21 protein-coding genes and 1 tRNA gene are annotated in these 21,675 nt (G+C 41.2%); 6 read left to right on the forward strand and 16 right to left on the reverse strand.

The genetic code is table 11. From position 1 onward, the window contains the following. Nucleotides 1-725: 725 nt before the first annotated feature. Nucleotides 726-2,147: a DUF4139 domain-containing protein gene (locus tag ABJL82_RS10585; RefSeq protein ID WP_347274663.1), complete on the reverse strand. Its 1,422-nt coding sequence runs from the start codon at nt 2,145-2,147 to the stop codon at nt 726-728. Between the two features lie 173 nt (nt 2,148-2,320). After that, a complete protein-coding gene (locus ABJL82_RS10590; protein ID WP_347274664.1) occupies nt 2,321-2,959 on the reverse strand; it encodes a nitroreductase family protein in 639 nt (212 codons plus the stop codon). Nucleotides 2,960-3,103: 144 nt separating this feature from the next. On the opposite strand from ABJL82_RS10590, the gene ABJL82_RS10595 reads away from it, so the two are divergent. Continuing rightward, nucleotides 3,104-3,646 carry an O-acetyl-ADP-ribose deacetylase gene (locus ABJL82_RS10595; RefSeq protein WP_347274665.1) on the forward strand — a complete coding sequence of 181 codons (543 nt, stop codon included), beginning with the start codon at nt 3,104-3,106 and terminating at the stop codon, nt 3,644-3,646. A gap of 46 nt (nt 3,647-3,692) precedes the next feature. Here ABJL82_RS10595 and ABJL82_RS10600 read toward each other — a convergent pair whose 3' ends face one another. From ABJL82_RS10600 to hemW, 5 genes are all read right to left on the reverse strand, one after another. Beyond that, nucleotides 3,693-4,673: a radical SAM/SPASM domain-containing protein gene (locus ABJL82_RS10600; RefSeq protein ID WP_347274666.1), complete on the reverse strand. Its 981-nt coding sequence runs from the start codon at nt 4,671-4,673 to the stop codon at nt 3,693-3,695. Then, a complete protein-coding gene (locus tag ABJL82_RS10605) occupies nt 4,663-5,772 on the reverse strand; it encodes a glycoside hydrolase family 99-like domain-containing protein (protein WP_347274667.1) in 1,110 nt (369 codons plus the stop codon). Before ABJL82_RS10605 ends, ABJL82_RS10600 begins: the two co-directional genes overlap by 11 nt. Before the next feature lie 56 nt (nt 5,773-5,828). Further along, entirely contained in the window at nt 5,829-6,812 is a 984-nt protein-coding gene (locus ABJL82_RS10610; protein WP_347274668.1) for a polyprenyl synthetase family protein, read from the reverse strand. 327 nt (nt 6,813-7,139) lie between these two features. Next, nucleotides 7,140-7,697: an elongation factor P gene (gene efp, locus ABJL82_RS10615; RefSeq protein ID WP_347274669.1), complete on the reverse strand. Its 558-nt coding sequence runs from the start codon at nt 7,695-7,697 to the stop codon at nt 7,140-7,142. Between the two features lie 25 nt (nt 7,698-7,722). Continuing rightward, the gene (hemW, locus tag ABJL82_RS10620; protein ID WP_347274670.1) at nt 7,723-8,925 is read right to left on the reverse strand and encodes a radical SAM family heme chaperone HemW; all 1,203 of its coding nucleotides are present in this window, start codon (nt 8,923-8,925) and stop codon (nt 7,723-7,725) included. 449 nt (nt 8,926-9,374) lie between these two features. On the opposite strand from hemW, the gene ABJL82_RS10625 reads away from it, so the two are divergent. The 4 genes from ABJL82_RS10625 to ABJL82_RS10640 all read left to right on the forward strand — a co-directional run bounded on the left by ABJL82_RS10625 (nt 9,375) and on the right by ABJL82_RS10640 (nt 11,845). Next, on the forward strand, nt 9,375-9,941 hold the full coding sequence (locus ABJL82_RS10625; protein ID WP_347274671.1) for a YqgE/AlgH family protein: 567 nt from the start codon (nt 9,375-9,377) through the stop codon (nt 9,939-9,941). 185 nt (nt 9,942-10,126) lie between these two features. Further along, complete coding sequence (rpiB, locus tag ABJL82_RS10630) at nt 10,127-10,579, forward strand: ribose 5-phosphate isomerase B (protein WP_347274672.1); 453 nt, start codon at nt 10,127-10,129, stop codon at nt 10,577-10,579. A gap of 39 nt (nt 10,580-10,618) precedes the next feature. After that, on the forward strand, nt 10,619-11,098 hold the full coding sequence (locus ABJL82_RS10635; RefSeq protein WP_347274673.1) for a TlpA disulfide reductase family protein: 480 nt from the start codon (nt 10,619-10,621) through the stop codon (nt 11,096-11,098). 69 nt (nt 11,099-11,167) lie between these two features. Further along, a complete protein-coding gene (locus tag ABJL82_RS10640; RefSeq protein WP_347274674.1) occupies nt 11,168-11,845 on the forward strand; it encodes a flavodoxin family protein in 678 nt (225 codons plus the stop codon). 245 nt (nt 11,846-12,090) lie between these two features. On the opposite strand, the gene ABJL82_RS10645 is transcribed toward ABJL82_RS10640, so the two are convergent. Further along, nucleotides 12,091-12,167, reverse strand: a tRNA-Val gene (locus tag ABJL82_RS10645). Between the two features lie 370 nt (nt 12,168-12,537). On the opposite strand from ABJL82_RS10645, the gene tsaB reads away from it, so the two are divergent. Continuing rightward, nucleotides 12,538-13,314: a tRNA (adenosine(37)-N6)-threonylcarbamoyltransferase complex dimerization subunit type 1 TsaB gene (tsaB, locus tag ABJL82_RS10650; RefSeq protein ID WP_347274675.1), complete on the forward strand. Its 777-nt coding sequence runs from the start codon at nt 12,538-12,540 to the stop codon at nt 13,312-13,314. A 5-nt stretch (nt 13,315-13,319) separates the two neighbouring features. Here the strand turns inward: tsaB and ABJL82_RS10655 are convergent, their stop codons facing one another. The 8 genes from ABJL82_RS10655 to atpD all read right to left on the reverse strand — a co-directional run bounded on the left by ABJL82_RS10655 (nt 13,320) and on the right by atpD (nt 21,573). Next, complete coding sequence (locus ABJL82_RS10655; RefSeq protein ID WP_347274676.1) at nt 13,320-14,198, reverse strand: Reeler domain-containing protein; 879 nt, start codon at nt 14,196-14,198, stop codon at nt 13,320-13,322. A gap of 3 nt (nt 14,199-14,201) precedes the next feature. After that, the gene (locus ABJL82_RS10660) at nt 14,202-15,752 is read right to left on the reverse strand and encodes a CRTAC1 family protein (protein ID WP_347274677.1); all 1,551 of its coding nucleotides are present in this window, start codon (nt 15,750-15,752) and stop codon (nt 14,202-14,204) included. Nucleotides 15,753-15,770: 18 nt separating this feature from the next. After that, nucleotides 15,771-16,619, reverse strand: coding sequence for a choice-of-anchor V domain-containing protein (locus ABJL82_RS10665; RefSeq protein WP_347274678.1), 849 nt, complete (start codon nt 16,617-16,619; stop codon nt 15,771-15,773). A 3-nt stretch (nt 16,620-16,622) separates the two neighbouring features. Beyond that, nucleotides 16,623-17,990: a CRTAC1 family protein gene (locus ABJL82_RS10670; protein WP_347274679.1), complete on the reverse strand. Its 1,368-nt coding sequence runs from the start codon at nt 17,988-17,990 to the stop codon at nt 16,623-16,625. 211 nt (nt 17,991-18,201) lie between these two features. Continuing rightward, on the reverse strand, nt 18,202-18,654 hold the full coding sequence (locus ABJL82_RS10675; RefSeq protein ID WP_347274680.1) for a hypothetical protein: 453 nt from the start codon (nt 18,652-18,654) through the stop codon (nt 18,202-18,204). A gap of 23 nt (nt 18,655-18,677) precedes the next feature. Next, a complete protein-coding gene (gene rfbB, locus ABJL82_RS10680) occupies nt 18,678-19,700 on the reverse strand; it encodes a dTDP-glucose 4,6-dehydratase (RefSeq protein ID WP_347274681.1) in 1,023 nt (340 codons plus the stop codon). Nucleotides 19,701-19,759: 59 nt separating this feature from the next. Then, on the reverse strand, nt 19,760-20,164 hold the full coding sequence (gene atpC, locus ABJL82_RS10685; protein WP_347274682.1) for an ATP synthase F1 subunit epsilon: 405 nt from the start codon (nt 20,162-20,164) through the stop codon (nt 19,760-19,762). Between the two features lie 2 nt (nt 20,165-20,166). After that, complete coding sequence (gene atpD / locus ABJL82_RS10690; RefSeq protein WP_347274696.1) at nt 20,167-21,573, reverse strand: F0F1 ATP synthase subunit beta; 1,407 nt, start codon at nt 21,571-21,573, stop codon at nt 20,167-20,169. Between the last annotated feature and the right edge of the window lie 102 nt (nt 21,574-21,675).

Here is a 21,675-nt window from a genome sequence, read left to right on the forward strand (position 1 = left end):
CAAAAAAACTTATTTTGCAGGATATATTTAAAATTTGCCTCTGTAAATACCCTATTTTGGGTGCATATAAAATGCATGCCTGCTTTTGGGTTAAATGGATAACGTGTGCCTTGCCACTACAAATCATATCCCCTATAGGCAGATTTTTTTCAAAATAAAATGTTACAAATTTATTCATTGGAAATATAGAATACTTGAACCAACACAGCCCGCGATCAAACATGCACCTCAAAAAGCGCGAAACTCTGGCTAGAGCTGCTCGACATTCATATAAAATATTTATTTCGGTTTCCTCGTAAAAATGAATTTATGTGATAAAATACTATTGGAACGGGGAGAGAGATATTGAGGTTCAACGTTCCTCAAGGCATAGTCGGGAAGTAAAACATGTGCCTGAAAAGGTGTGATTTAAAAGCTGTTTGTTATAAGTTTTTAAACGACCGCTCCCTGTTCCATTTAAATGATCTTTGAAATGCCCAGTAACATCAAAAGAAGACCCGTGCAGCGAAAATTAACAAGTACAATAAAGTGCGTCGTAGTCTTTGAGATGTTACTGTTAGTAGTATAAATATCTCCGAAACCTTCTGTGAAAAGAAAGGGGGGATGCTGCGAAGTGTTTGAAGTTAGTTCAATAGCCTGATATGCGATGGATAAGTACTGCATATCAGGCTATTTTTTTGTAGCTATTTTAAAATTGCTGCAACCGTAATCCTTTTCACGTTACATTACAATCCCACCTTTATGCGGTATGAAACTTTCACTTCTTTGCCTTTGGGCGCTTCAATATCAAAGCGTATGGTAAATGCGTCTGTTTTCTTATACGGATGACTATTGCTTATAACACTCCAGTTTCCTGGCAACGTCTCAATAATACCAACTACTATATCTTCTTCTTTATGATTTCTTATCAAAATTTCCCACTCTGTTTCGTGGATTTTTGTAGTGATCTGTTTATAATCTGTTTGTATTCGTTCAACGGTTACGTCAAATGCTTTCCCAATGTTTGCCTTTATTTCTTCATGTACCGGTGTATGATTTATTTGGTCCTCGCCGATAAACTGAATGGCGCCGTCTTTGTCTTGTTTAAAGAATCTAATGACGCCACCGGGAATCGGCATACCGAGATTGCTTTCCTTCGCATTTTTAAAGTTTAAAAAGACATTTACGTCTTGTTTTTGTTTTTCATCCGTGAAAGGTTTTGTATATGAATACATGTTTCCGTGCACAAGGAATTCCTTCCGAATCGTTACATTCGATGCATCAAATAAACGAATTTGCTTTGTTTGATTATTCCCTATGGTGGTATTTCGTTGTAAGCTATAGGTGTGATATTCGAAAAACCCCTTTTCTTCGAATTGCGGGGATACCGCCATCTGCATCTCTGCCATCGCAAAGGTGCGTTTTCTTTGAACCTCCGGTAAACGACGAACATCTCCCGCCACCAGTGAAAACCCGGCATTCTTATACAGTACACCGCTCTGATTGTCTATTGTTGCCCATCCGGATAATTGCGCGGCAGTCTCCTCTTCGTTGATGGTCATAAGGTAATCCGCATGCCAATTCATATTATTCGTCAGATAAGAAATCTCCAGTGTGTGAGGTTTTTCCGATGTGTTTTTATAAAGCCACGTGAGTGTAGGTACAGTAAACAGTTTGTCCGGCAACTCCGGCAGGATTTTTATCCCCGGATGCTCTAAGTATAGTTCATTGTCTATTTCGAAAATCTGGCCATCGGTATTATTCAGCAGCGTGGCAGCGATTGTATCCTTTCTGTCATGGTATTTATTCCATATCTGAAGTTTAATTGTTTTCCCCACATATTTATCAAGCAGTTTATTTGTATTTATAAGATCATATTCAAACGATTGTTCCAGTAAAGAAAATTTGTCAGGTTCAGTCAAAGAAGCAACCGAGACTGTTTGAGGAATAATCTGTGACGCAATATCACTCACATATAACTCCCCTTCACCCACAGGAAGGGAGATATTTCTCGTGTCTCTTATGAAACCCATGTTGTTATTATAGACGACAACCTCTACCGAAACCTGATCATTGAGAACGCTGTTTATCGTCTGATTGCCTGCGGATGATGCTGTTTGTGTAATAAACATTGTTATAAAAGACAAAATAATCATATTGATCTTCATACAAAATCACCTGCTAAAAAAAGGATAAAGGGGATAATGATAAACAATAGTGTAATAATCTGGTTTTTTGGAAAATCGTAACACTTTAGTTTTTTGCTCTCTCTTTCGTTACTACAGGGATACTTCCACTTCATTTTAGTCGTGAGTTGTTCATATGTCGTTGTCGAGGTTATTTACTGGCGCCCTTTTCCCAAGCCATACTTTTCATAATAAGCAATTTTATCCAGACTGAATCTTGGCCGTTGAGGGGGGGCCTCATCAGGATAACCGATGGGAAGTAATGCAATAATTTCAATGGTTTGTGGTATTTCTAAAATCTCTTTCACCTTGTTATCTTCAAACCATCTCACCCAGCAGGTACCCAACCCCAGCTCAACCGCCTGCAAAACCATGTGCTCAATTGCGATATCGGTATTTCCCGTTGCGGCTATTAAGAGGTGCCACTTTATATCTGGATCCAACCCCCCTTTTTTTAACGACGGGACAAATACTTCCCGCGATTTTGCAGGTAAAGCGCCTGCTTCAATCAGTTCATCTATCCTGATGGGAAATTCTCCAAAAGCCTTTCTATCAGCGCAGCACGCTATAATAACCGGCGCCTGGCCAACATGACGCTGGTTGTATGCAGCAGTCTGCAATTTTTTAATTGTCTCACTATCTCTAACAATGATAAACCTCCACGGTTGCGTATTTGAACCGGAAGGCGCAAGCCTGGCGCTTTCCAATAGTTGTAGTATCAATTCATCCGGGACCGGATCCGGTTTGAACTTTCTTATACTGCGGCGTTTTTGAATAGCTTCTCTTACATCCATGCTAAAATCCCCGATTTGTTATTTCTTTCAAAATAGTGTACATTGTGCAATAATTTCCACAATATACGGCGTTATCAGTATCTCTGTCAACTGCATACTCCGTGGTGATTTTATTTTTTTGTACTTTTTTTAAGGCGTCATATTATGTCAAAAATTATTATTAATGATTCTACTCTTGAACTTACCATAGGCGATATTACACTGCAGGATACTGATGCAATTGTAAATGCGGCAAATACTACGCTTTTAGGCGGTGGCGGGGTCGATGGCGCAATACATAGGGTGGGCGGCCCCAAAATACTGGAAGAATGCAAAAAAATCGGGGGGTGTCCAACCGGAGAGGCAAGGGTGACTGCCGGTGGAAATTTAAAAGCGCGATATGTTATTCATACAGTCGGCCCCGTTTACCGGGGAGGGGAGAAAAATGAACAGGTGTTGCTTGAAAACGCATATCGAAATAGTCTGAAAGCCGCCTCTGATCATGCCGTCAAAAGCGTTTCATTCCCTTCAATAAGTACCGGCGCATACGGATATCCCATTGATAAAGCCTCGAAAATCGCATTAAAAACGGTAATCGGGTATTTAAAAAATCACACAGGCATTCGCCTGGTGCGATTTGTGCTTTTTAACAATGATGCATACAAAGCATATGAAAAAGCAATGAACGAATGTATCTCAGATCAGTAATTTCTTTGCATTTGTTGGCAAAATATTTAATAGTAAAATTGGTCTGTTATAAGCTTAGGACGATTTTCGTATTTCGTGCTTTTTTGGTTCTGGCTATGCCAGCGTAGGAGTTTTGAAATTGTTGCCTGTTTTTTAATTTCATTTTCCGGAAAAACGTCCTTCGCTCTTTTCTATTTTGTGGAGGCATATCCTCAATAGGCGGATTTAAATTTCTTAATGGTTCATCGCACTGCATACACACAGTAAAGGATATTCCATCGTTCAACATTTTTCTTTTGCGGGCAGCGATTTCGCAAATTTCGCTGTCAACGAGATTCCCCAGCAAAGCGGCGCCGGAAAGATCATGGCAGCATGCAAGTACATTTCCTTCCCACGTAATAAACGTATGATACCTGAAAAGCCCGCAATTCTCCGTTTTAGTTCCATAGTCGCGCCGTTCATATACGCCTGGCGCCCTTACATTGCCGCCGCGACCATGGCAGGCAACCATGGATGAAGGAATACCCATGTCCCTCCAGAAGCGCTCATACGCTTCATGCTCATCCTGATTCATTTCTGTAAGTATCCCCGTGATTCGGAGACCGACATTTCCCGCAGATAGATTTATCAACTCCATAGCCCGCTCTATCGCCTGATCATAAGGCGTTCCCGGGCACAATATTTCAAAAACATCTTTTCTCAAGCTGGGAAAAGAGAGTGTGATGACATTTGGCCTTGCCTGAACAAGCGCAGGAGAAATATTGTCCCCTAACGATGCCGGATTAACAACAATGCCAACATCAGCCCCACCAGCGCGTAGTTCCCGTATCCATTCAAATACCATCGGATGCGATAATGGGTCTCCCATACCGGAAAACGTTATGAGGCTTCCTTCCCTGATGAGTTTTTCACTTATCGCTTTAAATGTTTCCTCAGTCATCATGCCTGTTCGCCGTGTTATTGAGTCGCGCGGACAGAGAAGGCATTCAGCGCCACAGATATTTGCAATTTCCATGTCAACAGACACGAATGCCCATTCAGATGGCATTGTGTTTCTCCTTTCTCACCGCTTCAAGCCATGCCGTGCCAAAACGGGCGTCAGGTTCCAGATAATGCCCTTCACTCCACTCATTCCATGACGCTATAAAACAAAGCGGCGTAGTGTTGTTTTTCATTGTATAATATATTGCTTTCCTGAGAAATCCTGAAAATAGTCCCGGATGTTCATTCACCACAATTGGCCACCATGGATAACGGAAGGGTTTCTGATTTCCGTGTAATTCTCCGCGGGGCGAAGCATCCCAGCCGGGAGACACGGAAGGATAATAGGCAAGGTTTGATCTTTCGGCAAAATAGTTCCATTCACCGCTTCGGATACCGGCCAGTTCGCCATAATCCTGCAGATATCCTCCTTTCCACTCAGGCAGCCACACGTAATGGCTTAAACTGTCAAAGCCTGCTTTTTTAAATTCCATGCTCATTGTCGCCGGCGGATTGATTGCCATGATGTGTAGTCCCCTGTACCCTTTTCTCACAAGATACTCTTTCGCACGTTTTATCGCTTTGCAGGCAAGGTCAACTCCCAGTTGCCGTAAAAAAAAGGCGCTGTCGAAAATGGAAAACAACGGCATGTTATCAATGAGAAAATAGTTCGTCCTTGAAAAATATCTTTCTTCAAGATATTGAATCAATTCCATAAAATCATCGGGGTCGGTATATACCAATCTGCCTGGGTCTATTTCTGGTCCATGATCATGCCTGACAGGCAAAACACCACGTGGCATTCGATTCGCCCACATAAGAGAGAACGGGAAATCGCCGCCCCCGCCTTTGCCGAGAAAACCGTTATCAAGCGCCGCGCCCAATACCCGTTTTCCTCTTGACCAGAAAAATCCGTGAATAAAAAAATCGATCCCGTATTCACGGGCGAGACAGACCTGTTTTTGTGAGGAGGAAGGGAGTGAATCGTCGTATGGCCCATACAACGGGATACGGGGTTGATTGTGTTCTGCAAAACGGGGAGGCGCGTTCAGTACAAGATTCCACTCGCACCAGCCAGGAGGGAAATTACGGTCACGTTCAGGGCACGCATGCCAGCCGGGATACACATAGGCGCCAATAGCAAGCCGGTTGATTAAATTACTCAAATTACTGCCGCCCCTCTTTACCATTCTTCGCGGAAAACTCTTTTCCCCGGTAAATATTACGACATGCGCTGCGCCATAAAAGATGCTATTTCTTTGAATATTGTTTTATCGTCAACGGGTATCTCATTAATTGTTTTGTATGCTTGTTGCACCAGATTTTCCGCATAATCCTGGGCATATTTCATCGCATCATATCTTCTATATACTTCAAGCACCCTTTCTATATCATCGGCAGTTGTTTCTTCCCGTGGTTTTAACATGATTTCGCGCAGTTTTTTCTTTTGTTCCCCGGAAGCAATTTCCAAAACATATGAATAGAGGAAACTGGCTTTTCCCTCTTTTATATCGGAACCGATAACCCCCCCACGTCCCTTTCCATGCGTCAGGTCAATAAGATCGTCCCGTATCTGGAATGCAGGTCCCATGTTTTTGCCAAGCATCCATATCTTTTCGACCACTTCATTTGAGGCCCCGGCAACAATAGCGCCGCCCACCATTCCGCAGGCAAGATAATAACCGGTCTTAAGTTCTACCATTTTCATATATGCATCCACAGTAAAACTTTCCGCGGCGCGTGCGTTAATATCAAGGGCCTGGCCTTCCACCGTTTTCCCATAGGTAAGCGTCAATGCCTCTAATAATTTTAAGCGTTTTTCCGGAGCAACGGGACTTGCAAGCGTGCTTTTATAGGCGCACGCAAGAAGATAATCGCCGGCGTTTATTGCATTTGCCGTTCCATATTTTACCCATACGGTAGGTTGGTCCCGCCTTACGGTATCGCCATCCTCAATATCATCATGCATAAGAAACATGTTATGCAACACTTCTATCGCAAGGGCAAAGCTTAACGCATTCTCAGGATTGCCGCCCAATGCTTCACACGTGATAAGGCATATTGCCGGGCGTACCCGTTTGCCTTTTGTGTTCATGTGATACCATATCGGCTCGTTGAGATAGTTTTTTTCGTTTACAGGAATCAGTTCCCTGAGCATATCATCAATCTTTGCACCATACGTCCTTATAGAATCTTCTATGCCCATTTTCTCCTCATTCTCTTTCAGAACTCCGTATATTTAAATCGGACTACCTTAGCTGCCGTAGCCAGAACCAAACAATCAAGAAATAAAAAATACGAAAATCGAAGTACGAAATACGAAACAAATTCGAATAACAAAGCATAAAATTCAAAACAAATCCAAAACATACAACAATATGAAGCCTGAAATGCGAGATACAAAGAAGCACTTCTTTAGAATTTCAAATCATTTTGTCATTAGAATTTGTTTCGGATTTCACCAAAAATATCTTGCCCAAAAAATGCAAATAAATTACTGATAAGGTACTAAACATTTAAATAATGACGGTGACTATTCCCTGCCCAGGAATTCACCGGTCCTTGTATCTACTTTTACCTTTTCGCCGGTATTTATAAAGAGCGGCACTTTTATGATGAGTCCTGTTTCCAGGGTAGCCGGTTTATAAACATTCACCACGGTATCCCCTTTCATTCCGGGATCCGTCTCAACTATTTCCAAAACAACGGAAGTAGGAAGCTCTACCGACAGCGCCTTATTTTCATAAAAAGCTATTCTTGCCTGGGTATTCAATTTCATGTAAGGAATAGCATCTTCCACCGCTTCTTTCTGCAACATTATTTGTTCATAATTTTCCGTATCCATAAAGCAGTAGCTATCGCCTTCCTTATACAAATACTCCATAGTGCGGTATTCGAGGAAGATATCTTCAACTTTATCAGTTGACCGGAAGCGCTTCTGAACAATATTTCCCTGTTTTAAATTCCTCAATTTGGCCTGTACCATACCACGCCAATTGCCCGGGGTTACGTGCTGAGATTCTACCACCACATACAGATCATTATCGAGTTTTATCACTCCGCCCTTCTTCATTTCAGTAGCACTAATCAATTTCGTTACTCCTAAAAAACAACCATTATAAAAATTCCGACATAACACTGTCAGCCACAAATAAGCCTTTTTCCGTCAGTTTCAACCTTTTATCATCGTAATTCACCAATCCAAGGCATTGCAAATCTTTTATCTGTGTTCCAAATTGATCCTCGATTTTGTAACCAAAACGGTCATAAAATTCAATTCCGGAAATACCACGAAGCATACGCAAGGCCATCACAATAGTTTCAGATGCATATTTGCGCTGCGGCAAAGATTCACGAAACACCTTTACCTCTGTGTTGTCCTCTATTGCCTTTATGTATTGAAGCACATTCCTTTCGTTCATAGTTCTTTCACCATCAATAAAGGAACACGCGCCGGCGCCAATGCCTATATACCTCTTATTATTCCAGTAATTTATGTTGTGGACACATTCGTAACCAGGCCTGGCAAAATTTGATATTTCATAATGACAATAGTTATTTTCCTGCAAAAAACGTATAGCCGTTTTATACATTTTTAATTCAATCTCTTCATCTAATTTACTAATAGTTCCATTTCCTGCCTTTTTTGTTAACGGGGTCTCTCCCTCATAGGTAAGGGCATACGTTGATATATGCTCCGGTTGCAATTCCACTGCCATTCGTAAATCCTTTATCCATTCATCCAATGTCTGCCCCGGATATCCAAAGATTAAGTCAATATTGATATTTTTAAACCCATCGGAGATAAGCAACTTTATGCTTTGAACTGCAACTTCACTTGTGTGTATTCTGCCAAGAAAGTTTAAATACCTATCCTGAAATGATTGCACCCCCACGCTTATGCGATTGACGCCATATTCCTTCAACAACCTTACTTTGCCTCTCGTCAGAGTGCCAGGATTTGCCTCCACCGTATATTCCGGTGCATCGGCATTTTTAGGACATCTCCCGATGCCATGAAGTAGGGTCTTTATCTGGTTTTCATTTAATATTGTGGGCGTTCCTCCGCCAACGTACACGGTATCGCAGGCATATCTCTCCGCAAAGGCATTTAACTCCTTTTCAAGGGCATTTATATAACGGTCGATTATATCTGCTTCTGATACAATAGAGTTAAAATCGCAATAATCACACTTTTTAGAACAAAAGGGGATGTGAAGGTAAAGGGGCAATAACGGCTTTCTTATTCTGTGCATTAGGAATGGTTGATTAAGGGAATTCGTGTGTTTTTCTTCAATAAAATATTTTTTAATCTTCATTTTACCTTTATTTACAATGCATTCAAGGGAATTTCTTTCTCTCCGCACGCAACACAATGTATAGACACGGCGCCCCGTATCACTACGAATTTTTTAATCCGTGTAATCTGTGTAATCTGTGGTTCCCTTTTCTAAGTAAATAGTAAATCTGTATCCTACTGCAGAATTTAGTTATATTTGTGCAATTTTTCAGATTGACGAGAGAAAATCCGGAAGGATTCAATCAGGTGGTATTAGCTTTTTTGTAACACTTTAGTTTTTTGAAAAAAGGTCAATAGTTGAAATGGAGATAAATACTTTGTATTTCACGAAAACATCCCATAAAATGAGTAGTCTATGTGTCAGTTTTATTCCATTTTTGCGCTGTCAGTAGTTTTCAGGTTGCCAGGTAATACAAGATTGCAGAAATTCAGATATTGATTTATAAGAATGAATAGGAGTTATGGATAATGGAAATAGACGTCGGCAAGGGATCAATACTTATTGCTAATCCGCAGGGCACCGATCCGAATTTTATGCAGACAGTAGTGCTAATATGCGAACATAGCAAAAGAGGGGCATTGGGTTTAATATTAAACAAAACATTAGGGAAAAAAGGACAGGAAATATTTGTTTCATCCGTTAATAGCCAGGCAAAGGATAAAGAAATATTTTTTGGAGGCCCTGTCGATACAAATAATATGTTCTATCTTCACGGTAACTTTAAAAATGAAGCACATAATTGTGTGAAAATATGTGAAGGGGTTTATTTAGGTACAAATCAAGGATGTTTCAATGAGTTTATGTCTCGTAAAAATGTATCGGATAATATTTTTCGTCTTTATCTTGGTTGCGCCTGCTGGTCGGGCGGACAGCTTGAATCTGAAATTGAGATGAAGTGCTGGACGGTGGGTACCGCAACTGAAAACATGGTATTCTATCCTAACCCGGATAACATATGGTGGAACATTTTGCGTTCAATCAGCAGCATTGACCCTGAATTTCCTTATGATAATGCGGAACCAATACTGAACTAAAAAACATTAATATTGAAATTTCCCGCGAATGTAGTTTCCAGTACCATTATATTACCAAACTACAGTTTGGGAACGAGTTGTGCTTCGGTAGTTTAATAGATTCCGCTGAATTGTTACCTTATTTTTGTAGAGATGCATTGCATGCGTCTCTTTTTCGAAAACCTCATTTGTTTGACTATTATAAAATGAAAATTGCCATTGGATCCGACCATGCCGGTTTATGGTTAAAGAAATCTTTTATAGCACATTTTGATAAACCGGAGTACCGGTTAATTGACGTAGGCACATACAGTACAGAACCGGTAGATTATCCTGATTATGCTGAAGCGGTTGGCAGAAAATTAATAGAGGGGAGCGCCGATAGGGGTATTTTGATTTGCTGTAGTGGTGTAGGAGCTTCTGTTGCGGCAAACAAAATTCCTGGTATTCGCGCCGGGCTTTGCCACGATACCTATTCTGCTCACCAGGGCGTGGAACATGATGATATGAACATAATTGTACTTGGCGCATGTGTAGTAGGATTAAGACTAGCCATTGAACTAGTCCAGTCATTCTTAGGCGCCACATTTAACGGAGAAGAACGTCACAGGAGAAGAGTAGGGAAAATTCAATCTATTGAAAAACGTTACAAAGACTAATTAAATCAATTTATTTATGCTTCTATGAAAGGGGGGACGGTGAATAACAACGTATTTAAACGTGTATGCCGCAATGTATTATTTATAATGATGTTGTTTTTATGCTGTGAAACAACCTATGCCAATGAAATTAGCCGCATTAATTTTGAAGATTTGGAAAAGATTATTTCTGACAATAAAGGGAAGGTAGTTATCGTAAATATGTGGGCAACATGGTGTCCATACTGCAGAAAAGAATTGCCCGGATTTAACAGCTTGCAAAAAAAATACACTAGCAAGATAGAAATTATTGGGATTGCTTTCGATGAAAACGGTGATCAAACAGTACCGCCATTTTTAAGAAAATGGAACGTAACATATACAAATTATCTTGCGGGGGAGGATCTTACTTCAGGATTTAGTTTACTGGGATTTCCTACAACAATTGTATACGATACGAACGGAAAAGAAGTTAACAAACACATCGGCTATGTATCAGAACAGGATTTTGGAAAAGAGATCAATGAAATATTGGAATAAATCTGGTCTGCAGAGATTATAAATTGGATTGCCTTTGCCAGCGCAAAAATTTAATAGGAGTGAAAACCATTGAAAGTATTAGGCATAAGCGGCAGCCCGCGAAGAGACCGTACCACAGATAAACTGGTCAAAACGATATTGGACGCAACGGGTTTGGAAACCGAATTTATCTCGCTTGCCGGAAAAACGATTAACGGCTGTATTTGTTGTCTGGGGTGTATTAACGATAACCTATGCAAAGTGCAGGATGACTATTTGCCAATAATGAATAAGGTAATGATGGCTGATGCAATCGTTGTTGGCGCACCGAATTATTTTGGAAGGCTTAATGCGCTCACTCATTCATTTCTTGAACGCTGGTATTGTTTCAGACACGATGCAACAGGAAATGGCGGTATGTGTCTTTCCGGTAAGTTAGGCGCTATCGCCTCTGTTGGAGGCGGAGGTGAATGGCAAATGCCCGGGAAAGAAAACAGGATGTATGAAATTGCAGGAGACGATGTAAAAGGGTTCTTCGCATATAATGGGATTGATATTGTTGGCGTTGTAAATGCCCAAGGGGCTGTTCCTTGTTTTACATGCGGCTATGGGGAAATATGCCGGGTAAGCGGCGCAAAAATGTTTTTTGGCGATGATGTTAAAATATCGGAGGATATTATCCCATGTTTGGAAAAACAACCGGAGATAATTGTTCAGGCAAAAGAACTCGGAAATGTCTTGAGAAAAAGGCTAGGGCAGGTTTCATAAATATTTCATATAAATATAGCTTTTTGAAAGGTATCTTTCAACTACTTGCTCCCAAACTCTTGCCTGGGAGCGTAATGGCTGAGAAACTCTGTTTCCTTGCAAAAATGATGTTCTCAAACAGGATTTCGGTAACATTTATTGCAAGGTTAATGAGAAATGCATGGGGGCATTAAATATGAAGTACGATTTAAATCTCAACTCGTACTTCGTACTTCTCAAATCCCTATTTCATTTGTTATTTAAGATGGTGGGCGTTGCTGGACTCGAACCAGCGACCTCTTGCGTGTCGGGCAAGCGCTCTAGCCAACTGAGCTAAACGCCCATATTATTTATGTGGAAAATACTACAACGGTAATTGATGTGATTAGGTATGACTGATTAGGAATAATGGTAGTAAAATTAGTGTTTATTGTCAAGGTAATAAGTATTTTATGCAATTGTAATAGTTTGCCGCAGAGGCCTCGAAGGCGGCCTTGCTACTTTACGCGGCAGGTGAAATGGATAGAGTAGGAGCGAAGCATTTGCCCCGTTTGGGTTTGAACGTATTTATGACAATTTACGGCAAATGCTTCGCCCCTACACTGCGATTATTGGAATTTTTCAAAAAACTAAAGTGTTACATCTATGGTGTTACGAATATTTTCATTTTTCATAATCTCTGCATCCTTGTTATAATTTAAATCGTTCAAATCATGCCATTTGGTTACGCTGCTTACCGGCAGTGGTATACACAGACCTGGCAGATAACTAAAATACCAAAGTTAAATCTTAAATTAATTATTGTTATGAAAGTACTCGGCATTGAAACTTCAGGAAATATAGGCGGTATTGCCCTTTGTGATAATCAAAACTGTATTAGCACAAAAACATTCAGCGGTATCGTGCAGCATGAAAGGGAGCTAGTCCCTGCCATAAAAAATACCTTAGAGGAAGTACACTGGCAGATTAACGATATTGAAGTTATCGCAGTAAATGTGGGGCCTGGTTCCTACACGGGGTTAAGGATTGGCGTTGCCTGCGCAAAAACTCTTGGATACGCGCTGAACAGGCCGGTCGTTGACGTGCCAATATTCGATATCATAACGGAAAATTACAGTTCAGGCAGTACGTTATCCCTATGCCCAATAATTGACGCCAGGCGCAATCATGTTTACGCATGTATTTACCAATTTGAAGGGAACCGGAAAAAAAGGCTCACGGAATTTCTGGTAATTGAGCCGGAGAAGTTGTTGGCACTTCTCCCAAGGCCGGTAACTATTTTCGGAGACGGCATTCTGCCCTACAAGGAGATTTTTTCTCAGGAAGATATTATCATTGAAGCAGAAGACTATGCTATACCAAAACCGGAACACGTTGCGTTGCTGGGAGAAAAATTGTATATGTCAGGATATCAATGTACACTTGAAAAACTCTTGCCTCTTTATTTACAGAGGCAGGAAGTAGTTGAAAAGAAAAGCCATCAGATATGATGCGCTTACTTAGAAGTAATCGTTACCTTTAATTTCGATTTAATCCCATCAGCATTAAATACAACCGTTGCCTTTCCTGTTTTCTTCTTTGCAGTGATGGTGAAAGCGATTTGTCCAATTTCATCCGTTGTTCCGCTTTCCGGGAAAAGTGATATGCGTTTTTTTCCCTTCTTTATGGTTGCCTTAATAGAGACACCTCCAGCGACACAATCATTTTCTTCTTTCACGGTGATAACTATTTCACGACTTTCTCCTTTTTGAAGTTCTAATAAGTTCTGAGAAAGTTGAATGGTTTCCGCATCGCACTCGCCGTCTGTTACAGCAGGAGTTGGCGTTGAAGTGGGTTGTATTATTACTGCTGCTGTATTATAAATATAATCATCTTCAGGTGTACCTTCCCCATCTGCCTGATTTCCTGCTGCATAAAAGATAACGGGATATGTAACATTTGCCAATGGTGCGGTCCACTGCACAGTCCATGAAGTTCTTGCAGTGCCAACGGTGGTGTGTGCGGCGTACTCGTTCAGGTAGGCTTCTGTCTGAACAGTATTGTCTTTACTCTGAAAAATTCCGACTCTTTTATTGGAGGCGTCTAACGCAGTTAGCTGAAATCCATGCAAACCGGAACCGGTATTTGAAAAGGACACAGTAACGTCTATCGTCTCACCCAATACGTAACTGGACGGCGCTGTGATAAAAAAGGAAGCCGGTCCGGAATTGATATTATAACTGCCATGGCAAACGGGTGGGTCATTGCAACTTTTAGTTCCACATATATCATCGGGAGCGCCGGTACGGCCGGCAATAGGGCCACTCAAAAAACCAAACGCAGGATTCCACGTAAAGAATATCACGAATATTGCATACAGGATGATTTGTTTCAATAGTTACTCTTCCGTTATTTCAAGGGTTTGGTTGGATTCAATACCGGTAAATGTCCCGATCTTTCCATTCGGCCAGGTAATTTTTAGTGTAGTGATGCTATCATCACCGCCAAGTCCAAAATGAACCCACAGACTATCCTGCGAACAAAAACCTGATCCGCCGTCTACTTCCCTTATTTGCGAACCGGAATCGGTTGTAATTTCAATCCTTGCACCAATCCCCGCCCTATTATTTGTTGTGCCAATAGTCTTAATAATAATCCAATGATTATCGTTGCCATTATTATGATACAGCCGGTTTGTTTCTTTGTAGTTAACAACATAAAGATCCATAAATCCGTCATTATCATAATCACCCCATGCAGCGCCCTCACCGTTGCCAGTATTAAGAACACCCGCCGTTTCTGCAACATCGGCAAATGTTCCTTCTCCATTATTTCGGTAAAGATTGCTTGCCTCATCCCGTTGTATTCCTCCATTTACCACGTGCAAATCAAGATATCCGTCGTTATCGTAATCCACCCACGTCGCTTCAATGCTTGTTGCAACCCCGCCTAATCCGGCAGCATCTGTCACCTCTGTAAACGTGCCGTCATTATTGTTACGGTATAAAACGTTTTTCCCGCTGGTGGATACCGGAGGGGACTGTGATATCGTAGTGCTATTGTTTGTAATAAATAAGTCCATATCGCCATCATTATCATAATCGCCCCATATTCCGGAATGGCCGCCGTCAAGATGATTAATACCGACAATGGAAGAAATATCCGTAAATGTACCGTCACCATTATTCCTGTATAAAACGCTGGGATTATCTTCCGGCGAATCCAGGTACGGACTTGCGAAATTTATCACAATAAGGTCATGGTCTCCGTCGTTATCATAATCGCACCATGAAACCCCCATACTATTCCCCATTTCACCAACACCGGCAGATTCAGTAACGTCTTCAAATAAATTGCTGCCCTTGTTTCTGAACAACTTATTAGATTGTCCGTAACAAAAAATGGTATGCACATTATTAGTCAGATAAAAATCCAACAATCCGTCTCCATCATAATCAGCCCATGACACGCATAAACCATAACCCACACTCGTCACACCGGCAGTTCCGGCAATATCGGTAAACGTACCATCCCCATTGTTCTTATACAAAAGGTTTTCTGCCCCGTACCCTGCCCCAACATCATTCACCAAATAAAGATCAGGATATCCGTCATTATCGCAATCACCCCATGCAATGCCAGCCCCGTTTCCAAAATCATCAACGCCCGCATCCGCTGAAACATCGGAAAAAACACCGTTTCCGTTATTTTTATAGAGCATATTTGCGCCGCCGTAATTCGATACGTACAAATCCAGATATCCGTCATTATTATAATCAGCCCATGCTGCGCCCATTCCCGGGGAACTATTGTTAACATTCGCCGTTTGTGCTACGTCAGTAAACGTAACCTGTGAAAAAACAGAGGAAGGAACCATAAATAAGATAAAAAACACGAAGGGAGTACTTCTCCGGGCTGACCTCTTTAATTTATTAATCAATTTATTCATAATGCAAACTCTCAACAATTATTCAACAACTTTTATTTTTATCTTTGTTTTCAATTTTTCTGCCTTAAATGTTACCTTCGCATTTCCTTTCTTCTTTGCTGTTATAGTAAATATGGCATTACCATCATCGTCTGTTTCTTCCTTTTCAGGCGATATTTTGATACTCCTTTTACCCTTATTGATTTTTGACTTCACAGTTACACCTTCAACATCACAGTTATTATTCCCCTTTACCGCTACAGTTATTTCCCGGGTTTCACCAGTTTGCAATTCAATGTCAGTCGATGAAGCAGAAATAGATTCTGCTTCACAGGAAGAAGGCGTTGACGATGCGGTAACAGAAGCATTTGCAGTGTAAATATAGTCGTTAAAACTAGAAGAATCACCGTTCGCCTCATTACCGGCGGCATAAAACGTGATAGGTTCAGTTACTTGCCAGGAAGGGGCATTCCATTGCACCGTCCACTGGTCCTTTGCGGTACCCGTCTTTGTGTGAGCGGCATAAAGGCCACTATATGCCTCTGTTTGTGTTGTGTTGTCTTTCGGAGTAAAAGTACCGGCAATATTGCCGTCAGCATCAACAGCGGTAACCTCAAATCCATATATTGCCGCGGAAGAGTTGGCGAATGAAATGGTAATATCTAAGGCATCGCCGGGGGTGTAATGAGATGCGGAAAGGTTAACCTGAAAACTCGCAGAGCCTTCATTTTCAGAGTAAGACGTATGGCAGTTTGAAGCACAGGTTGTACCGCCGCAGGTTTCTCCTGGATTTCCCGTCCTCTCCGCCGGAGGTCCTCCTGAAAAACCAAAGGCAACATTGCTGCCTATTATGAACAGAATAAAAAAGAGAACATATTTTTTAACCATTTTTTATTCCTCTGTTATTGTAATTATTTGGTCCACCTCAATATTTTCAAATATTTGTACCTTTCCTGACGGCCAACGAACTTCCAAAGTATCTATCGTCGCATTGATTCCCAACCCGAAGTGAACCAATAAACTATCCTGTGAACAAAACCCGTCGCCGCCGCTTACTTCACGAATTTGATTCAATTCGCCGGAAACCACTTTTACTCTTGTTCCGATTCCTGAAGCATTACTAACAGTTCCTTTTGTTTGTATTTCGATCCAGTGATTCGTATTCCCGTTGTTACGGTATAGAATGTTTGGTTCATTATAATTCACAAGGTAAACATCCATATCGCCGTCATTGTCATAATCACCCCATGAAGCGCCCTCGCCAAATCCTCTGTATTGAATACCCGCAACCTGCGCTACATCCGTAAACGTGCTATCTCCATTATTTTGATATAACCTGCTTTCAGAGGTGGCTGCAATCCCCCCGTTTACCACATGCAGGTCCAAATCACCGTCATTATCATAGTCTATCCAGGTAACCTCAGTACTGTCATTTTCATCTCCGACTCCGGCAGAATCGGTAACATCAGTAAAAGTGCCATCTCCATTGTTCTTATACAATACATTTTTTCCGCTCGGAAGGATATCCTTAACATTTGCGATATAAACGTCCATGTTGCCGTCATTGTTATAATCTCCCCACGCGACTCCATGCCCCCCGATGCTGTTTACCGCATTTACGGATAACGTGAACGTTCCGTCTCCGTTGTTATTGTACAAAACGCTGAGGTTATTCTCCGGAGGATCGATATTTGAATTCACAAAATTCAGCATATACAAATCCTGATCGCCATCATTATCATAATCACACCAGGCGACGCCCATACCGTTCCCAAAATCCCCTACCCCTGCTTCTTCGGCAACGTCACTGAAGGTGTCATCTCCATTATTTCTATATAATTTGTTCGATTGGCCGCTGCATATCATGACGTGGGCGTTATTGGTAAAATAAACGTCCAATAAGCCGTCATTGTCATAATCAGCCAGTGAAACACACATACCAAACGCCAGATTTTCTATTTCCGCCTTTTCGGCGATATCCTCGAAAGTACCGTCGCCATTATTTTTATACAATACTTTTCTATCACCATATCCAGGCCCTAATCCGTTCACCAGAAACAAATCCAGGAGGCCGTCGTTATTGTAATCCCCCCACGCAATACCGGTACTCGCGCCTGTATTGCCAACATTTGCAGAATCCGTAACATCGGCAAACGTATCATTTCCGTTATTTTTATATAAAATGTTTTTATCCTTGTAATTTGATACGTAAAGATCAACAAGTCCGTCATTATTATAATCACCCCATGCCGCTCCCATTCCTCTTCCAGAATTATTAACCAGGGCTATATCCGTAACATCAGTAAACGTTGTTACTGTCTGAGAAAGGACTTCTTTCCCGCATATAAAGACAAGAAAAAAAACGATAAAAAAAGGAAACCTTTTTCAAGAAGTTTCCTTTTTTTATCGTTTATTTTTTTTAGTTTTATTAAATTTATCATGGGCAAAATCTTTTCATTTATTTCGTCCGCTATCTATATTTTGCAAATTTACCATACGCATGCCTCAAGCCCAAAGGCGCTGTAGTCCGTAATTTTAAAGCAATATTTGTCATTTCCCGCACCATATTGTTTATTGCCAACCGAATGATACGTTTCGACCTGTCATATGTTAATAAGACCATGCCTATGAAATATAATTTAAAAAGAATAACGAGAATTACCGGAGAAGTGAAAAACAAAACCTTCAGACTGGAAGTCTCTTCAACAAAATGCTGAAATGCCGGCATCAAAAACAATACCATTATCGAACATGTTGCCAAAAGGACAAGAAACACCTTTAAGGACATATAGACCAATACGCATTTTTTAAAGCAATTATTCCCTGTTCCGTCAAAATCCTGTATTGTTGAAAAGAACTCCCCTTTTTTCCCCCGTATATTTTCCAGAAACCCAACCATCGTATTATTTTTTATTTGTTCCATTAAATCATCCTGAAGTTTTTATGTTAATTTTTCCCTGCAAATCTGTGGCTATATTGTGTTTCATAGTATTTCATAAATTCATCATTCTTTATTTGCTTCCACCATTGCTCATTTTCTTCATACCATTTTATTGTGTCTCGCAGACCTTCCTCAAAATCTATCTGCGGCTTCCATCCCAAAGACTTCAGTTTCGTACAATCCAGCGCATAACGCCGGTCATGTCCCTCCCTGTCTTTTACGTTTTCTATCATACCTTTATCTTTAGCAAGTACGTTTAATATGAATAGCGCCGTATCAATATTTTGTTTTTCATTTCCACCGCCAATATTATAGACTTCACCATCTTTCCCATTTTCAATGATAAAATCGATCGCGGCGCAATGGTCTTCCACATGAATCCAGTCCCTTTCCTGCCTTCCATCGCCATACAACGGAAGTTTTAACCCTTCAATTGCATTGGTAATAAAAAGCGGAATAAACTTTTCCGGATGTTGATAAGGTCCGTAATTATTGGACGCCCTGGTTATGATAATTGGCAGTTTGTAGGTATTCCAGTAAGCAAATGCAAGGCGATCCCCCCCCGCCTTGCTGGCTGCATATGGATTGCTTGGGTTTAACGAATCGGTTTCTTTAAAAGCATCATGGAAGGCGGTGCCATACACTTCATCCGTTGATATTTGAATGAACTTCTTAATGGTATATCTGCGTGATGCTTCCAGCAGTACGAATACCCCTTTTATATCAGTATCTATAAACGTACCAGCGCTGAGTATGCTACGGTCAACATGTGTTTCCGCTGCGAAATTGACAATTACATCAATCTTTTCGGTGGACATTATATGGTCAACTAATTCCTGATTACAAATATCGCCCTTATAGAATTTGAAATAACCGGAAAGTTCCCTGTCTTCCCGAATACCTCTTAGATTTTCCAGATTGCCCGCGTAAGTCAATTTATCAAGCACTACTACATGGTTATGCTTAATCATACGGCGGACAAAGTGACTCCCGATAAATCCTGCGCCCCCCGTTATCAGTATTGCCATAATTTGCTCCAGAAAATCAGCCCCGGTCTAAACCACACTGGGGAACTTTTACCGTGCTCTTATTTATTCGCAAGACTCAACCATGTTTCCGCACGTTTCAGCGTTGCCATAACGTGTTCTTTTTGTCCACGGGCTTCTTCTTTGCTCAATGCCTCCTCCGCAGATCTTTTCTCTTCCCGAACTTTCACAATGTCTATTTCTTCTTTTGTAACACACGAATCAGCCAGTACAATTGCTTTATTCGCAATCATTTCAAGAAAACCCCCATCAATCGCAAAGCTTACCGTAGAGTCTTTTTCGTCCTTTATCGTCAAGATACTCGTCTGTAATTCAGTAATAAACGGTGCATGGTCAACCAATATTCCGAAAGAACCTTGTGTTCCCATAGCGGTTATACTCCTGACCAAACCTTTAAACACTGTTTTCATCGGAGTTATAATCTCTAAATCAAACGTTTTTGTCATGCTTAACCACCCATTTGCTTTGCTTTTTCAACCACTTCCTCAATACCCCCTACCATATAGAAGGCTTGTTCCGGCAAGTTGTCATGTTTACCTTCCACTACCTCTTTAAAACCGCGTATGGTTTCCTTTAATGGCACATACTTGCCCTTCGTGCCGGTAAACTGTTCTGCAACAAAAAAAGGCTGAGATAAAAACCTTTGCAATCTCCTTGCCCTGGCAACCAATACTTTGTCTGCCTCCGAAAGTTCTTCCATACCAAGAATCGCAATAAAATCCTGTAATTCCTTAAAGCGCTGCAATATCCTTTGCACCTCCCTTGCGACCTCATAATGCTCCTGTCCCAATATTCTCGGGTCCAAAATCCTCGAAGTAGATCGCAGCGGATCAACAGCGGGATAAATACCCAATTCAGCAATTTGTCTTGATAAAGCAATAGTTGCATCCAGATGAGGAAAAGTTGTTACGGGAGCGGGGTCGGTAAAATCGTCCGCAGGAACATACACCGCCTGCAATGAAGTGATGGAACCTTTTTTCGTAGTAGTAATCCTTTCCTGCAAGTCGCCCATTTCAGTAGCGAGTGTAGGCTGGTAACCTACCGCAGATGGCATACGGCCTAAAAGGGCAGATACCTCAGAACCCGCCTGAACGAATCTGAATATATTATCAATAAACAAAAGGACATCCTGCCCCTCAACATCCCTGAAATATTCCGCCATGGTCAGGCCGGTCAATGCGACTCTTAATCTTGCCCCGGGCGGTTCATTCATCTGACCAAAAACAAGAACGGTCTTATCGATAACCCCCGACTCTTTCATTTCAAGCCACAAATCATTCCCTTCACGCGTCCTTTCACCAACACCCGCAAAAGCGGAATAACCACCATGCTCCGTAGCTATACTTCTGATAAGCTCCATAATCAGTACCGTTTTTCCAACCCCGGCGCCGCCAAACAGCCCGATTTTCCCACCACGGGCAAATGGGGCAAGAAGATCAATAACTTTTAAGCCTGTTTCCAAAACGGTGGTAGTCGTCTCTCTCTCCTCAAATGAAGGCGGCGCACGATGAATGGGCAGGTACTTTTTCGCCTTAAAATCTTCCTTGGTGTCAATAGGCTTACCTAACAGATTAAAAATCCTTCCAAGCACCTCTTTTCCAACAGGAACCGATATGGGACCGCCGTCATCTAACACTTCCATGCTTCTTACAAGTCCGTCGGTGGAAGACATTGCAATACATCTTGCCGTATCGTTTCCAAGATGCTGGGCAATTTCCGCAACAACAGAAATCTTTTTCTTCACATCATTAATACTAACCGCACTTTTGATTGGCGGCAATTTTCCCGGCGGGAATCTCACATCAACTACAGGTCCAATTACTTGTACAATTTGTCCAACATTACGTTCAGTTATATTTACCACTTATATATCCACTCCTTCCATTATTTCCTCTGTAGAAAACAGATAGTTCGGTAAAAGTATGTCTTTCTATTCAATAATTACCAGCAAATACCT

Source organism: Candidatus Kuenenia sp. (assembly GCF_039794105.1).
Taxonomy (GTDB): domain Bacteria; phylum Planctomycetota; class Brocadiia; order Brocadiales; family Brocadiaceae; genus Kuenenia.

Excerpts from the sequence above, each read along its gene's own strand:
- ABJL82_RS10610 (WP_347274668.1), bottom strand. The coding sequence starts at position 6,812 with ATGGGCATAGAAGATTCTATAAGGACGTATGGTGCAAAGATTGATGAT.
- atpC (WP_347274682.1), bottom strand. The coding sequence starts at position 20,164 with ATGACAAAAACGTTTGATTTAGAGATTATAACTCCGATGAAAACAGTG.
- rfbB (WP_347274681.1), bottom strand. The coding sequence starts at position 19,700 with ATGGCAATACTGATAACGGGGGGCGCAGGATTTATCGGGAGTCACTTT.
- hemW (WP_347274670.1), bottom strand. The coding sequence starts at position 8,925 with ATGAAGATTAAAAAATATTTTATTGAAGAAAAACACACGAATTCCCTT.
- ABJL82_RS10595 (WP_347274665.1), top strand. The coding sequence starts at position 3,104 with ATGTCAAAAATTATTATTAATGATTCTACTCTTGAACTTACCATAGGC.
- tsaB (WP_347274675.1), top strand. The coding sequence starts at position 12,538 with ATGCCATTTGGTTACGCTGCTTACCGGCAGTGGTATACACAGACCTGG.
- ABJL82_RS10670 (WP_347274679.1), bottom strand. The coding sequence starts at position 17,990 with ATGGGAGCGGCATGGGGTGATTATAATAATGACGGACTTGTTGATCTT.
- ABJL82_RS10675 (WP_347274680.1), bottom strand. The coding sequence starts at position 18,654 with ATGGAACAAATAAAAAATAATACGATGGTTGGGTTTCTGGAAAATATA.
- ABJL82_RS10600 (WP_347274666.1), bottom strand. The coding sequence starts at position 4,673 with ATGCCATCTGAATGGGCATTCGTGTCTGTTGACATGGAAATTGCAAAT.
- ABJL82_RS10660 (WP_347274677.1), bottom strand. The coding sequence starts at position 15,752 with ATGAATAAATTGATTAATAAATTAAAGAGGTCAGCCCGGAGAAGTACT.
- rpiB (WP_347274672.1), top strand. The coding sequence starts at position 10,127 with ATGAAAATTGCCATTGGATCCGACCATGCCGGTTTATGGTTAAAGAAA.
- ABJL82_RS10585 (WP_347274663.1), bottom strand. The coding sequence starts at position 2,147 with ATGAAGATCAATATGATTATTTTGTCTTTTATAACAATGTTTATTACA.
- ABJL82_RS10625 (WP_347274671.1), top strand. The coding sequence starts at position 9,375 with ATGGAAATAGACGTCGGCAAGGGATCAATACTTATTGCTAATCCGCAG.
- ABJL82_RS10665 (WP_347274678.1), bottom strand. The coding sequence starts at position 16,619 with ATGGTTAAAAAATATGTTCTCTTTTTTATTCTGTTCATAATAGGCAGC.
- ABJL82_RS10590 (WP_347274664.1), bottom strand. The coding sequence starts at position 2,959 with ATGGATGTAAGAGAAGCTATTCAAAAACGCCGCAGTATAAGAAAGTTC.